Source organism: Streptomyces stelliscabiei, from assembly GCF_014873495.1.
In the GTDB taxonomy this organism is placed as follows: domain Bacteria; phylum Actinomycetota; class Actinomycetes; order Streptomycetales; family Streptomycetaceae; genus Streptomyces; species Streptomyces bottropensis.
In genome coordinates, this window is sequence record NZ_JADBGF010000001.1 from 4,263,251 (window position 1) to 4,277,184 (window position 13,934).

The following is a 13,934-nucleotide window of genomic DNA, read 5'->3' on the forward strand; positions in this document are numbered from 1 at the left end:
GCCGCGACGGTGACCCCGTGTGGCCGGTGATGAACGGTTCGTGTTGTGGCGAATCCATGACGTGGCTGAGAAGTCCCTGGGCTTCCGGAAGGGGGGTGGGCGGCGATTACGCTAGCTCTCCGGCCCACGCCGCGCCGGCCCCGCACCACGGGTCCACCGGCCGTCCGTCCACGCCGGAAAGCCTCTGCCCAACTCCACGGAACGCGAGATCCATGACCGTCAACGGCTCTGACGACGTACTGCTTGTACACGGCGGCACCCCGCTCAGTGGCGAGATCCGTGTCCGCGGTGCGAAGAACCTCGTACCCAAGGCCATGGTCGCCGCGCTGCTCGGCAGCGGTCCGAGCCGGCTGCGCAACGTGCCCGACATCCGCGACGTCCGGGTCGTGCGCGGGCTGCTGCAGCTGCATGGCGTAACGGTCCGCCCGGGTGACGAGCCGGGCGAGCTGGTGATGGACCCGACGAACGTGGAGAGCGCGAACGTCGCCGACATCGACGCCCACGCGGGCTCGTCGCGCATCCCGATCCTGTTCTGCGGCCCGCTGCTGCACCGGCTCGGCCACGCCTTCATCCCCGGCCTCGGCGGCTGCGACATCGGCGGCCGGCCGATCGACTTCCACTTCGAGGTGCTGCGGCAGTTCGGCGCGAAGATCGAGAAGCGCGAGGACGGCCAGTACCTGGAGGCGCCTCGGCGGCTGCGCGGTACGAAGATCCAGCTGCCGTACCCGTCGGTGGGCGCGACCGAGCAGGTGCTGCTCACCGCCGTCCTCGCGGAGGGCGTGACGGAACTCGCGAACGCGGCGATCGAGCCGGAGATCGAGGACCTCATCTGCGTCCTGCAGAAGATGGGCGCCATCATCGCGATGGACACCGACCGCACGATCCGCATCACCGGTGTGGACTCGCTCGGCGGCTACAACCACAAGGCGCTCCCGGACCGCCTGGAGGCCGCCTCCTGGGCGTCCGCCGCGCTGGCGACCGAGGGCGACATCTACATCCGGGGCGCCCAGCAGCGCTCGATGATGACGTTCCTGAACACCTACCGCAAGGTGGGCGGTGCCTTCGAGATCGACGACGAGGGCATCCGCTTCTGGCACCCGGGCGGCCAGCTGAAGTCGATCGCGCTGGAGACGGACGTCCACCCCGGCTTCCAGACCGACTGGCAGCAGCCCCTGGTCGTCGCCCTGACGCAGGCCACCGGCCTCTCGATCGTCCACGAGACGGTCTACGAGTCCCGCCTCGGCTTCACCTCCGCGCTGAACCAGATGGGCGCGCACATCCAGCTGTACCGCGAGTGCCTCGGCGGCTCGAACTGCCGCTTCGGCCAGCGCAACTTCCTGCACTCGGCGGTCGTCTCCGGTCCCACCCGGCTCCAGGGCGCCGACCTGGTGATCCCCGACCTCCGCGGCGGCTTCTCGTACCTCATCGCGGCGCTGGCGGCCCAGGGCACCTCCCGGGTCCACGGCATCGATCTGATCAACCGGGGCTACGAGAACTTCATGGAGAAGCTCATGGAGCTCGGAGCCAAGGTCGAGCTGCCGGGCAAAGCCTTGGGCTGACAGCACTCCCCGCGCCCCGTGAGGGGCGCGGGGAACTGCGCGACCAGCCACGACGGACCCGCAGCCGTATACGCACGACGATGGGGGCGGCACCTGGAAGACCAGGTGCCGCCCCCATCAGGCGTTCCACACCATCCCTCGTGGGACGGACGGCAAGGTTACTTGCCCTTCGCCGCTTCCTTGAGCTTGCTGCCCGCGGAGACCTTCACGCTGTAGCCGGCCGGGATCTGGATCGGGTCGCCGGTCTGCGGGTTACGAGCGGTGCGAGCGGCACGGTGGGTGCGCTCGAAGGTCAGGAAGCCGGGGATGGTGACCTTCTCGTCGCCCTTGGCGACGATGTCGCCGACGACCTCGGCGAACGCGGCCAGCACGGCGTCGGCGTCCTTACGGGTCACCTCGGCGCGGTCGGCCAGGGCGGCCACCAGCTCACTGCGGTTCATGTTGTTACTCCCGTGTTCTTCTTGCCGTTGAGGCGGACCCGGGTCCGTCGTCAGACCCTCGCGCCCAGAAACGCATCCTGCACTCACCTGCGGCGGGAAAGCCAATCCAGCACCCCTGGGAGTCACACGAATACCCCTGGGAGTCACATGCACACCCCTGGGAGTCGTGGCAGGCCTGAGCTTGGCCGCCACACTAAAGGGCGGCACAAGCCCTCCGGCCCCGCGACGCGCCGACGGCGCGGGGCGTGGCAACCGTCACAGCGACGGCCGGCGACGGGTTCAGGCCGACGCCGCCGCCTTCGCGGCCTCGCGCACCGCCCCGGCGACCGCGCCCGCGACCTTGTCGTTGAAGACGCTCGGGATGATGTAGTTCGGGTTCAGCTCGTCCTCGGTCACCACGTTCGCGAGCGCGGTCGCCGCGGCGAGCATCATCTCGGTGTTGACGGTGCGGGACTGGGCGTCGAGGAGACCGCGGAAGACACCCGGGAAGACCAGCACGTTGTTGATCTGGTTGGGGAAGTCGGAGCGGCCGGTGGCCACGACGGCCGCCGTCTGCCGGGCCACAGCGGGGTCGACCTCGGGGTCGGGGTTCGCGAGCGCGAACACAATGGCGTTGTCCGCCATGGCGGCCACGTCGTCGCCGTCGAGGACGTTCGGGGCGGAGACGCCGATGAAGACGTCGGCGTCGCGCACGGCCTCCTTGAGGGTGCCCGTGAGGTTCTCGGGGTTGGTGTTGTCCGCGATCCAGCGCAGCGGCGAGTCGGCGGCGGCGTCGACCAGGTCGGCGCGGTCGCAGTGCACGACACCGTGGATGTCGGCCACGACGGCGTTCTTCACACCGGCGGCGATGAGCAGCTTGAGGATGGCCGTACCGGCCGCGCCGGCGCCCGACATGACGACGCGGATGTCCCCGATCGCCTTGCCCGCGACGCGAAGTGCGTTGGTGAGGGCGGCGAGGACGACGATCGCCGTGCCGTGCTGGTCGTCGTGGAAGACGGGGATGTCGAGGGCCTCGCGCAGGCGGGCCTCGATCTCGAAGCAGCGGGGCGCGGAGATGTCCTCCAGGTTGATGCCCGCGAAGCCGGGGGCGATGGCCTTGACGATCTCGACGATCGCGTCGGTGTCCTGGGTGTCCAGGCACAGCGGCCAGGCGTCGATGCCGGCGAACCGCTTGAAGAGGGCCGCCTTGCCCTCCATGACGGGCAGCGCGGCCTTGGGGCCGATGTTGCCGAGGCCCAGCACGGCGGAGCCGTCCGTCACGACCGCAACGGAGTTGCGCTTGATGGTGAGGCGGCGGGCGTCCTCGGGGTTCTCGGCGATCGCCATGCAGACGCGGGCCACACCGGGGGTGTAGATCATCGACAGGTCGTCACGGTTGCGGATGGGGTGCTTGGACGCCATCTCGATCTTGCCGCCGAGGTGCATCAGGAACGTACGGTCGGAGACCTTGCCGAGCGTCACGCCCTCGATGTGCCGCAGCTGCTCGACGATCTCGTCGGCGTGCGCGGTGGAGGTGGCGGCGATGGTGACGTCGATGCGGAGCTTCTCGTGGCCGGATGCGGTCACGTCGAGGCCCGTCACCGAGCCTCCGTGGGACTCGACGGCTCCGGTGAGCTGGGAGACCGCGGTTCCGCTCGCGGGCACCTCCAGCCGGACCGTCATCGAGTAGGAGACGCTGGGCGCCGTTGCCATGGCCGACTTCCTCTGCTTTCGCGTACTTCTGCTACTGCGTTTGCTGCGTTTTGCCGTCCGATCGTCGCACCTACCGCCGGGTAGGCGTTAGCCGTCCGGGGTTGAGAACGTTTTGTTCTCAACAAGAAGAGGTCCACGTCACATTCGACGTGGACCTCTTCGTACGTTCAGTGGCACCGACCCGCCATGCTCGCCTCGCGGCAAGTGGTCGCTCGTAGCGACGAAGGTTGGGCCCGGGGGCTTGGATCGAGCCGGTGCCTTATTCAGGTTAACAGGCGCCTGAGAACTCGGGGAGGTGCTGGTGCGTCGGCGGGTGCGCGTGGTGTGCGGTTGCTCGCGCAGTTCCCTCTCCGCCGCCGACGACCGGCTTCCCCCTCAGTCCCGCAACAGGTCGGGGATCCCGTCGGCGTCCGGGTCGTCGCGGTCCGCCGAGACGACCGTCAGCTGCTGCGTCGCCCGGGTGAGTGCGACGTACAACACACGCAGCCCCGCCGGGCTCTCGTCCGCGATCTCCGCCGGGGAGACGACCACCGTGGCGTCGTACTCCAGTCCCTTCGCCTCCAGGCTGCCGAGGGCGACGACGCGGTCCCCGAGGCCGGCCAGCCAGCGGGCGGCCTCGTCGCGGCGGTTCATGGCGACGACGACGCCGACCGTGCCGTCGACGAGGTCCAGCAGGCGCGCGGCCTCCGCGCGGACCGTGCGGGCCAGGGTCTCGCGGGCGGCCGTGACGAAGCGCGGCTCGACGCCGGTGGAGCGGACCGCCGAGGGGGACTCGGAGCCCGGCATCGCCAGCGCGAGCACCTTGGCCGCCAGTTCGGCGATCTCGGCCGGGTTGCGGTAGTTGACGGTGAGGGTGAACCGGCGGCGCGGGCGGGTGCCCAGAGCCTCGTCGCGGGCCTCGGCCGCCTCGTCCGGGTCGGACCAGGAGGACTGGGCGGGGTCCCCCACGACCGTCCAGGTGGCGTGGCGGCCGCGGCGGCCCACCATGCGCCACTGCATCGGGGTGAGGTCCTGCGCCTCGTCGACGATGACGTGCGCGTACTCGGTGCGCTCCTGCGCCAGCCGCTCGGCCCGCTCCCGCTGGGTCTCCTCGCGGACGGGCATCAGCTCCTCCAGACCCGTGAGCTGGTCCAGGGGGTCGAGGTCGCGCTTCTTCCTGGGGCGGGCCGGGACACCGAGGACGGCCTGGAGTTCGTCCAGCACGGCGACGTCGTGGACCGAGAGGCCCTCCCGTTTCAGGGAGCGGGCGACCCGGCGGACCTCGCTCGGATTCAGGATGCGCCGGGCCCAGCGGCCGAGGCGGCGCTCGTCGGACATGGCCGCCAGCACGCCGCGCGGGGTCAGCTCGGGCCACCAGGCGTCGAGGAAGGCGATGAAGTCGTCCTCGCTCGTGATGTCCTCGTCGAAGGAGGAGCGCAGCTCGGCGGCCAGCTCCGGGTCGCTGTGCCGGCCCGCCGCTCCCGACCGGGCCCACAGGGCGTCGAGGAGGAGCTTGCGGGCGCGAGGGCGCAGCAGGTTGACGGGGGCCGTGCCGCCGAGCGCGTTCTGGCGGACGCGGTCCAGTTCGGGGGCCTCCAGCTCGATGCGCCGGCCGAAGGCGACGACCCGCAGGCGGGTGGGCGCGTCACCCGACTCCAGGGCGCCCCGCGCGGCCTTCCGCAGCACCTTGAGCATGCGGTACGAGCCCTTGGCCCGGGCCACGGCCGGGGAGTCGTACAGCGTGGCCCCGACGCCGTCGACCAGGGAGCCGATCGCCCGGATGGCGACCTGGCCCTCCTCACCGAGGGACGGCAGCACGCCCTCGGTGTAGGCGACCAGCAGCGGGGTCGGGGAGACGATCAGGATGCCGCCCGCGTACCGGCGCCGGTCCTGGTAGAGGAGGTACGCCGCCCGGTGCAGGGCGACGGCCGTCTTGCCCGTCCCGGGGCCGCCCTCGACATAGGTCACGGAGGCGGCGGGGGCGCGGATGACCAGGTCCTGCTCGGCCTGGATGGACGCGACGATGTCACGCATGGTGTGGCTGCGGGCCTGGCCGAGGGCGGCCATCAGCGCGCCGTCGCCGATGACGGCCAGCTGACCGCCGTCGAGGGAGGCCTTCAGCTCGGGGCGCATCAGGTCGTCCTCGACGCCGAGCACCTTGCGGCCCTTGGAGCGGATGACCCGACGGCGGACGACCCGGCCGGGGTCGACCGGGGTCGAGCGGTAGAAGGGAGCGGCGGCCGGGGCGCGCCAGTCGATGACCAGCGGCGCGTACTCCGAGTCCAGGACGCCGATACGGCCGATGTGGAGGGTCTCGGCGATGTCGGCGGTGTCGTCGGGGCGGACGGCGCCCTCGGCCGGTTCGACGGCGGTGTACGCGCCGTCGGGGCCCTTCTTGCCGTCCTTGCCGAGCAGCAGGTCGATACGGCCGAACAGGAAGTCCTCGAACTCGTTGTTCAGCCGGTTCAGATGGATGCCGGCGCGGAAGACCTGGGCGTCCCGCTCGGCGAGTGCGCCGGGGGTGCCGACCTGGCCGCGCTGGGCCGCGTCGTTCATCAGGAACTCGGCCTCGTGGATCTTCTCCTCAAGGCGCCGGTACACCCGGTCCAGATGTTCCTGTTCGACGCCGATCTCCTTCTCACGTACCGAGTCGTGAGCGGAGTCGAGCGTTTCCTGCTGAACCTGAGCGGCCACCCGGGCCCCCTTCTGACGTGCTGGGCAGCCGTCCACCGTACGCGAAAAGGACCCCGTCAGGCTATGTGCCCGACCGGGGTCCCTTCACCACGCGTTCCGACGTGTCATGCCTTGACCGAGACGAGCTTCTTCCCGCTGAAGGTCAGAACCTCGAAGTGGTCGATCTGGTCCGGCGTGAAGGCGGCGCCGCCGTGGGTGTAGAGCGGCTGTTTGGCCTGCTCGGTCTTGGCGTCCTTGATGCCGTAGCCCCACTTCGGAACCGACCAGGAGGTGACCGTCTCGCGCTCGCCGTTCTTGCCGACGGCGATGAGCGAGCACTTCTCCGGGCCCTTGACGTTCTTCAGCTCCAGGACCGCGTGCGTGCCCCAGGCCTTGGGCTCCATGGCGATCGTGGCGCTGACCTGGGTGGCCGCGTCGGTGCCCGAGACCTTGTCCTTGTCGGCCATCTTGACGAAGGCCTCCTGGGCGGGGCCGGTGGCGGTCTGCTCCGTGCCCGAGTCGCCGCCGCCCGTCGTCGCGAAGACGGCCGTCGGGCCGCCGACGATCAGGGCGACGCCCGCCGCCAGCATGAAGAAGTTGCGCCGGCTCTTCTTCGCGCGGTGCTGGACGACCTCGCCGACCAGTCGGTCCGCGAGTCCGGTGGTCGGTTTCGCGGACAGGGACTCGCCGATCGCGGGGGTGCCCTGAGCGGCGGGCAGGTCCGCGAGCGCGGCCAGCATCGGTTCCATACCGGCCAGCTCGTCGAGCTGCTGGCCGCACCACTCGCACGTGGCGAGATGGATTTCGAACTGTGTGGCCTCGGCGTCGTCCAGTATCCCGAGGGCGTACGCGCCTACGGTCTCGTGGATGTTGTCGCCGGACCCCTGGGCTCCTTGCACAGATCCGGGCATTCCCGGTCCATACCCCCCGTAGATGTTGCTCATGCCGTCACCCCGCGCTCCTCTAGAGCCAGCTTCATCGACCGCAGGGCGTAGAACACCCGGGAGCGGACGGTGCCACTGGGGATGCCAAGCGTCTCGGCCGCCTCATTGACCGTACGCCCTTTGAAATAGGTCTCGACCAGGACTTCCCTGTGAGCAGGGGTCAGGTCGTCCAGCGCGTCCGACAGTGTCATCAGCCACAACGCCTTGTCGATCTCGTCCTCCGCGGGGATGACCTCCAGCGGCGACGGGTCGACCTCCTGCGGCCGGGCCTGCCGGCTGCGGTGGCCGTCGATGACGATGCGACGTGCGACCGTCACCAGCCAGGGGCGTACCGATCCGGTAGCTCGATTGAGCTGACCGGCGTTCTTCCAGGCCCGGATGAGAGTTTCCTGCACAACGTCCTCGGCGCGCTGGCGGTCGCCCGCGACCAGACGCAGCACGTACGCGAGCAAGGGTCCAGCGTGCTCGCGGTACAGCGCGCGCATCAGCTCCTCATCAGGCTCTGAGGGCTGCGATGCGCGATGTCGTGCCCTGTGCGGGCGTTCATCGGCCACAGCGGAATCCTTGCGCACGGCTACCTCCGGTGTCCGGGGGTTCCCCCAGTCGGTCGCTCACATCGGGATACGTAGGTAACCAGTTGTGTGTTCAGAGTTGAGCCACAACTTTCTCGATTAAACGCGGTGCGGGTGGGGCAGCTGGGGGACAAGTGGCCCCATATCCGCGCTTAAACCGGCACGCATGGACGGGAATTGTGAAGACACCCGCGTCGCGATGTGAAAAACAGCACTGCTGCTTCTTTACGCCGACCTGATGTTTGCCCAACTGTCGGTAGGGGTACGGCGGCTGGGCATTTCTGCCCCGACTAGGCGCGGGCCAGGGCCGCTCGGCGGCGGTGACGGGCCACGCGCTCGCGATTGCCGCAGACCTCGCTGGAGCACCAGCGGCGGCGCCGGCCGCGGGAGGTGTCGACGTACACGATGGGGCAGTTGTCGCCCGCGCAGCGGCGCAGGGCGGTGCGGGCCACCGGGTCGGTGAGCAGTTCCACGGTGTCGCGGGCGATCAGGGCGAGCAGGGCGGCGCAGTCGGGGGTGTGGTCCAGGACGCGGGTGAGGGTGCCGTCGTCCGTGCGGACGGCCCGGGGGGCCGGGACGGGGGCGCACGCCAGGTCGTTGACCCTCGCCAGGGACAGGTCGAAGGGGCGGGGGTCGGGGGCGCGGTCGGGAGCGGGGGCGCGGTCGGGAGCGGGGGCGCGGTCGGGAGCGGGGGCGCGGTCGGGATCGTCCCGGACCAACTGTCCGATGTGTCCGCGTAGTTCCCTGAAGTCCACCAGCCAGTGAGGGGTGATGTGCGCGAGGGGGGTGTCGTCGGGGACCAGGCGGGCGGCGGTGATCCAGGTGCGCAGGCCGCCCGGGGAGTCGAGTTGTTCCTCGGGGTGGGTGGTGGCGAGGAAGTCCAGGCAGAGGTGGCCGCAGTCGAAGCGGGGGGTTTGTTCCATGGGGCTGTCACCGCCGTGGGGTTGCCGGCCGGCAGGGGTGCGCTGGGGAGGTGCGTACCCCTTACAGTGCCTGGGCTCACTCCGTGCGGGAAGCCTCCGGGGTGCGGGGGATTCTGGTCGCCCCCGCCGCCCTTACCCGTCCCGTCCTCAGGGGCTGCGCCCCTACGACCCCCGGCCGCGGGTCCGGTGGGGCTGGTCGCGCAGTTCCCCGCGCCCCTTGGGCAGCAGGGGGCTGCGCCCCACTGCTGCCCAAGGGGCGCGGGCCTCTTACGCGTCGTACTTCGTGTCCGCCGCCGGGTCCAGGGCCAGGCGGTAGCCGCGTTTGACCACCGTCTGGATGAGTTTGGGGGTGCCCAGGGCTGTGCGGAGGCGGGCCATGGCTGTTTCCACGGCGTGTTCGTCGCGGCCCGCGCCGGGGAGGGCCTTGAGGAGGTCCGAGCGGGGGACGACCCAGCCCGGCCTGCGGCACAACGCGCGCAGCAGGGACATCCCGGCCGGGGGGACGGGTCGGAGGTCGCCGTCGACGAGGACGGCGTGGCCGCGGATCTCCACACGGTGGCCGGCGATGGGCAGGGTGCGGGCGCGGCCGGGGAGTTCCTGGCACAGGAGCTGGACGAGAGGGCCGAGACGGAAGCGCTCGGGCTGGACCGTGTCCACGCCGTGGGCCTGGAGGGGCAGGGCCGTCACCGGGCCCACGCAGGCGGGGAGGACGTCGTGGTTGAGGGCGTTGAGCAACTCCGGGAGCAGGCCCCGGTCTTCGGCGCGGGAGAGCAGGGACGCCGCCGCCGGGGCGCTGGTGAAGGTGAGGGCGTCGACGCCGCGGCCGATCGCCGAGTCGAGGAGGCGGTCCACGGGGGTGATGTCCTCGGGGGGCATCCAGCGGTAGACGGGGACGCCCACGACCTCGGCCCCGGCGGCGCGCAGGGACTCCACGAAGCCGGGGAGCGGTTCGCCGTGCAGCTGGATGGCGAGACGGCGGCCCTCGACGCCTTGCTCCAGCAGCCGGTCGAGGACTTCGGCCATGGACTCGGAGGAGGGGGACCATTCCTCCGTGAGGCCGGCGGCCCGGATCGCGCCCTTCACCTTCGGTCCGCGCGCCAGGACCTCGACTCCCCGCAGGCGGTCGAGGAGCGCCTCACCGAGGCCCCAGCCGTCCGCCGCCTCGATCCAGCCGCGGAAGCCGATGGCGGTCGTCGCCACCACGATGTCGGGTGCCTGGTCGATCAGGCCCTTGGTCGCGGCGAGCAGTTCGCTGTCGTCGGCGAGCGGCACGATGCGCAGGGCGGGCGCGTGCAGGACCGCGGCGCCGCGGCGCTGGAGGAGTGCTCCGAGTTCGTCGGCCCGGCGGGCGGCCGTCACCCCCACGGTGAAGCCCGCGAGCGGCCCGTGTTCCGGCTGCGCTGTTCGATCCATCCGATCCATCAGAACCGTCCTGTCTGGTCGATCGGCTCGATCTGATCGCTCGGGTCGCTGCTGTTCGTCGTACATGGCTCTCGTCCCGCAGTCGAATCGTTGCCCTCAGTACGGTGGCACGGGCTGGTGCGCCCCCATGCCGAACGAGCCTGTCAACGGCGCGTGACAGGCTCGGTTCGGGTTGATGTCGCTGGTGTTACGTCGCACGTGTCACGGCATGGGCGATGTCACACCTCGGCGTAGCTGAGCTGCGGCTTCGCCTCCGTCGTCGCCGCCGCCGCAGAGGTGTTCGAGGCCGGGCGGCGAAGGTATACGGCCCAGGTCACGGCGAAGCAGAGTCCGTAGAAGGCGAGGAAGGTGACGAAGGCGCCGGTGCCGGAGCCGACCGTGAGGAAGGACTGGCGGAAGGCCAGGTTGATGCCGAGGCCGCCGAGCGCGCCGACCGCTCCGATGATGCCCATGGAGGCACCGGACAGGCGGCGCCCGTAGGCCGCGGCCTCCTCGCCCTCCAGGCCCTTGGCGAGGGCCTTGGCCTGGAAGATGCCCGGGATCATCTTGAAGGTGGAGCCGTTGCCGAGTCCGGTGAGGACGAAGAGCGCGATGAAGGCGCCGGTGAACAGCGGGAGCGACTTCTGCATGGAGGCGATGACGATGATCCCGGTGGCGGCGGCCATGCCGACGTAGTTCCACAGGGTGATCTTGGCGCCGCCGTACTTGTCGGCGAGTGCGCCGCCCACCGGCCGGATCAGCGAGCCGAGCAGCGGGCCGATGAAGGTGACGTACGCGGACTCCAGGGGCGTACGGCCGAACTGGGTCTGCAGGACGAGACCGAAGGCGAAGCTGTAGCCGATGAAGGAGCCGAAGGTGCCGATGTAGAGGAAGGACATGATCCAGGTGTGGGCCTCCTTCACGGCGTCCTTCGCGGCACCGGTGTCGTTCTTCACGGACGCGATGTTGTCCATGTAGACGGCGGCGAGTACCGCGGCGATGACGATGAAGGGGATGTAGATCCCGAGCAGGACGCGGGGACCGCCGGAGGCACCGATGACGGCGAGACCGATGAGCTGCACCACCGGGACGCCGATGTTGCCGCCGCCCGCGTTGAGACCGAGCGCCCAGCCCTTCTTCCGCAGCGGGAAGAAGGCGTTGATGTTCGTCATGGAGGAGGCGAAGTTACCGCCACCGATGCCGGCGAGCATCGCGCAGATCAGGAACGTGTTGAACGAGGTCCCGGGCTCCATCACGACGAAGGCCGCGACGGTGGGGATGAGCAGCAGGCTCGCCGAGACGACCGTCCAGTTGCGTCCGCCGAACAGTGCCACCGCGAAGGTGTACGGGATGCGGACGATGGCGCCGACCAGCGTGGCCATCGAGACGATGAAGAACTTGTCGGCCGGGGTGAGCCCGTACTCGGGGCCCATGAAGAGCACCATCACCGACCAGACGGTCCAGATGGAGAAGCCGATGTGCTCCGAGAGCACCGAGAAGAAGAGGTTGCGACGGGCGACCTTCTCACCGGTCTCGTTCCAGAAGGCCTCGTTCTCGGGATCCCAGTGCTGGATCCAGCGGCCTCCCCTGCTCGATGCGGGCGCAGTGCTCGGGGCTGTCATGACGCCTCCACGTTCTCCGGCTCAGGTGTTGCGGTACGGGGATGAGGGGTGATGAGTCCCGAAGGTAGGGAGAGCGCGTTTCCTGTTCTGTGGCACCGGGTGACCGGAAGGGAACTTCGCTCTCACGGATGCGGGGACCGGCCGGTGAGGAATCGGTGAGCGGGGCGTCATACCCGGTGGTCATGCCGCCTTCGGCCAGGCCCTCATGCCAATGTACGGGCACCGGATGCCGTCGCTCAGCGTGGCGAAGACCACAGGCATCCGTGCCGGGCACGCACGGGACCCCCCACCGGGACGATCGGCGCCGACGGCCGGGCGGGGTCGGGTGCCGGTACGGCTGGGGGCACGTGCCGGTCCGGCTGGGGACGGATGCCGGTACGGCTGGGGGCACGTGCCGGGCTGGGGGTCATGTGCCGGTACGGCCGGGGCAGGTCGGGTGCCGGCACGACCGGAGGCAGCTGCCGGTACAGCTGGGGCGCGGTCGGGTGCCGATACAGCCGGGGGCAGCTGCCGGTACAGCTGAGGTGAGGCGAGGTCGGGTGCCGGTACCGCTGAGGCGAGGTCGAGTGCCGGTACCGCTGACGCGAGGTCGGGTGCCGGTACCGCTGGGACGGGGTCAGGTGCCGGTACCGCTCGGGCGGGGTCAGGTGTCGGTGTGGCCGTCCGTGGCCGGCTCCGGAGCGGCCGGGGCGGCTGCCGTGCCGCGTCTGAACTGTTCGGTGATCCGGACGAAGGCCGCACGGAGGTGTTCCGGGATGCCGAGCGCGGTCGCCGCCTGCTCGGCGGAGAGCGTGGGGCCGCCGGGGGCCGTGCCGGTCCCGGGTGGCTCCGGCGCCTGCGGCAGGTCCTGCTCGGTGAGCTTGCCCGAGCGGATCAGGACGTCGCGGACCGGGATGCCGAGCGCGCGGGACAGGCCCCGCATCGTCTCCAGATCCGGCATGCTCCGGCGCTGCAGCAGCCGGGTGATGGCCGCCCGGTGCACCCCCGCGTCCTCGGCGAGCTTGGTCCTGCCGCCGCCGCGCGGGCTGTCGAGGTCGTACCCACGGGCCCGCATCACGCCTTCGATCCAGGCCGCGAACCCGTCGATGTGCTCGGCATCGCTCCTCATGTGTGAACGCTCCCCGTCTCTCCTTTCCCCTCAGTCGCCGCCGCCCGGCTCCGGGTTGCCTCCCATCCGCCATGACCTCGACGCTCGCTGCCCGGGACGCCCAACGGGAGGTGGCCGCCCCGGAGTCGGAGCGGCCACGCGTCTCGGCGGGGACGACGGGCCCGCGCCCGTCGGGTGAACGGTCAGCCCGACGCCTCGCCCACATAGCTGAGCGTGTCCGTGCCGCCGGCCTCCCAGGTGATGACCACGTCGTCGCCGGAGCGGCGGACCGTGGCGAAGGTGACGTCGTCCTCGCTGACGTCCTTCGAGGCCATGGGGGTGAGGGCCATGCGGAAGTTGTTGTCGTCGCGGTACTTGCCGACGCCGGTCATGATGCCCTTGCCGCCGACCATGTCGATGTAGGACAGCGGGTGCTGGCCCTTGGCCTCCCCGGCGGTCTGCTCGGCGCCGATCGTCAGGGTGCGGGCCTCGTCGTCCTGCCACTGGCCCTCCACGCCCTTGGCCGGCGCGGTGGTCGAACCCCCGTCGTCCAGACCGCCGTCGGGCGTGTCGGTGGCCTCCTCCGTGGCCTCGTCGGTGGCCTCCTCCGTCTCGGCCGGGCTCTCGGACTCGGTGGCCACCGCCGACGCGCTCCGCCCGGGCCTGGCCGTGTCGGTGTCGTCCCCGTCGCTGGTGAGGAGGAAGATGCCGCCGCCGATCACCGCGAGCGCCGCCACGGCGGCCACGATGATCAGCGCGATCCTGCCGCCACCACCGGAGGGCGGGGGCGGCGGCGGGTAACCGCCGTACTGCGGGCCGTAGTTGGGTGCCCCAGGCGCCCCCGGCCCGCCCGGCGCGCCGTACGGCGGCTGTCCGCCGCCCCCGTACGGCTGCTGCGGAGCCGTCGCGTACGGGTTCGGCGGCTGGCCGGGGGCCTGGCCCGGGGACCCGTAGGGTCCCGGGTACGGCTGCTGCGGCGGCTGGGAGCCGTACCCGTCGTACGGCGGGCCGGGAGGCTGAGTCATCGGCGGGTGTCACTCCT

11 protein-coding genes are annotated in these 13,934 nt (G+C 70.8%); 1 reads left to right on the plus strand and 10 read right to left on the minus strand.

Annotated elements, in window-relative coordinates:
• The first annotated feature begins 212 nt into the window (after window positions 1-212).
• Entirely contained in the window at window positions 213-1,559 is a 1,347-nt protein-coding gene (gene murA, locus H4687_RS18845) for a UDP-N-acetylglucosamine 1-carboxyvinyltransferase (protein ID WP_046915072.1), read from the plus strand.
• A 158-nt stretch (window positions 1,560-1,717) separates the two neighbouring features.
• On the opposite strand, the gene H4687_RS18850 is transcribed toward murA, so the two are convergent.
• The 10 genes from H4687_RS18850 to H4687_RS18895 all read right to left on the minus strand — a co-directional run bounded on the left by H4687_RS18850 (window position 1,718) and on the right by H4687_RS18895 (window position 13,917).
• Window positions 1,718-1,999 (minus strand): HU family DNA-binding protein, encoded by a 282-nt coding sequence (locus H4687_RS18850; RefSeq protein WP_005486790.1) that lies wholly within the window; start codon window positions 1,997-1,999, stop codon window positions 1,718-1,720.
• A 279-nt stretch (window positions 2,000-2,278) separates the two neighbouring features.
• Window positions 2,279-3,691 carry an NAD-dependent malic enzyme gene (locus tag H4687_RS18855; protein WP_046915073.1) on the minus strand — a complete coding sequence of 471 codons (1,413 nt, stop codon included), beginning with the start codon at window positions 3,689-3,691 and terminating at the stop codon, window positions 2,279-2,281.
• A 375-nt stretch (window positions 3,692-4,066) separates the two neighbouring features.
• Entirely contained in the window at window positions 4,067-6,364 is a 2,298-nt protein-coding gene (locus tag H4687_RS18860; protein ID WP_046915074.1) for a HelD family protein, read from the minus strand.
• A 104-nt stretch (window positions 6,365-6,468) separates the two neighbouring features.
• A complete protein-coding gene (locus H4687_RS18865) occupies window positions 6,469-7,254 on the minus strand; it encodes an anti-sigma factor family protein (protein ID WP_179860107.1) in 786 nt (261 codons plus the stop codon).
• Window positions 7,255-7,283: 29 nt separating this feature from the next.
• The gene (locus H4687_RS18870; RefSeq protein ID WP_013003188.1) at window positions 7,284-7,859 is read right to left on the minus strand and encodes a sigma-70 family RNA polymerase sigma factor; all 576 of its coding nucleotides are present in this window, start codon (window positions 7,857-7,859) and stop codon (window positions 7,284-7,286) included.
• Between the two features lie 290 nt (window positions 7,860-8,149).
• Complete coding sequence (locus tag H4687_RS18875) at window positions 8,150-8,782, minus strand: CGNR zinc finger domain-containing protein (RefSeq protein WP_050399254.1); 633 nt, start codon at window positions 8,780-8,782, stop codon at window positions 8,150-8,152.
• Between the two features lie 267 nt (window positions 8,783-9,049).
• Window positions 9,050-10,204 carry a uroporphyrinogen-III synthase gene (locus H4687_RS18880; RefSeq protein WP_046914036.1) on the minus strand — a complete coding sequence of 385 codons (1,155 nt, stop codon included), beginning with the start codon at window positions 10,202-10,204 and terminating at the stop codon, window positions 9,050-9,052.
• 218 nt (window positions 10,205-10,422) lie between these two features.
• A complete protein-coding gene (locus H4687_RS18885; protein WP_046914035.1) occupies window positions 10,423-11,805 on the minus strand; it encodes a nitrate/nitrite transporter in 1,383 nt (460 codons plus the stop codon).
• A 643-nt stretch (window positions 11,806-12,448) separates the two neighbouring features.
• On the minus strand, window positions 12,449-12,913 hold the full coding sequence (locus H4687_RS18890) for a helix-turn-helix transcriptional regulator (protein ID WP_046914034.1): 465 nt from the start codon (window positions 12,911-12,913) through the stop codon (window positions 12,449-12,451).
• 182 nt (window positions 12,914-13,095) lie between these two features.
• On the minus strand, window positions 13,096-13,917 hold the full coding sequence (locus H4687_RS18895; RefSeq protein ID WP_046914033.1) for a hypothetical protein: 822 nt from the start codon (window positions 13,915-13,917) through the stop codon (window positions 13,096-13,098).
• Window positions 13,918-13,934 lie beyond the last annotated feature (17 nt).

Coding starts and splice junctions, on each gene's coding strand:
- murA (WP_046915072.1), top strand. CDS start 213: ATGACCGTCAACGGCTCTGACGACGTACTGCTTGTACACGGCGGCACC.
- H4687_RS18850 (WP_005486790.1), bottom strand. CDS start 1,999: ATGAACCGCAGTGAGCTGGTGGCCGCCCTGGCCGACCGCGCCGAGGTG.
- H4687_RS18855 (WP_046915073.1), bottom strand. CDS start 3,691: ATGGCAACGGCGCCCAGCGTCTCCTACTCGATGACGGTCCGGCTGGAG.
- H4687_RS18865 (WP_179860107.1), bottom strand. CDS start 7,254: ATGCCCGGATCTGTGCAAGGAGCCCAGGGGTCCGGCGACAACATCCAC.
- H4687_RS18875 (WP_050399254.1), bottom strand. CDS start 8,782: ATGGAACAAACCCCCCGCTTCGACTGCGGCCACCTCTGCCTGGACTTC.
- H4687_RS18880 (WP_046914036.1), bottom strand. CDS start 10,204: ATGGATCGGATGGATCGAACAGCGCAGCCGGAACACGGGCCGCTCGCG.
- H4687_RS18885 (WP_046914035.1), bottom strand. CDS start 11,805: ATGACAGCCCCGAGCACTGCGCCCGCATCGAGCAGGGGAGGCCGCTGG.
- H4687_RS18890 (WP_046914034.1), bottom strand. CDS start 12,913: ATGAGGAGCGATGCCGAGCACATCGACGGGTTCGCGGCCTGGATCGAA.
- H4687_RS18895 (WP_046914033.1), bottom strand. CDS start 13,917: ATGACTCAGCCTCCCGGCCCGCCGTACGACGGGTACGGCTCCCAGCCG.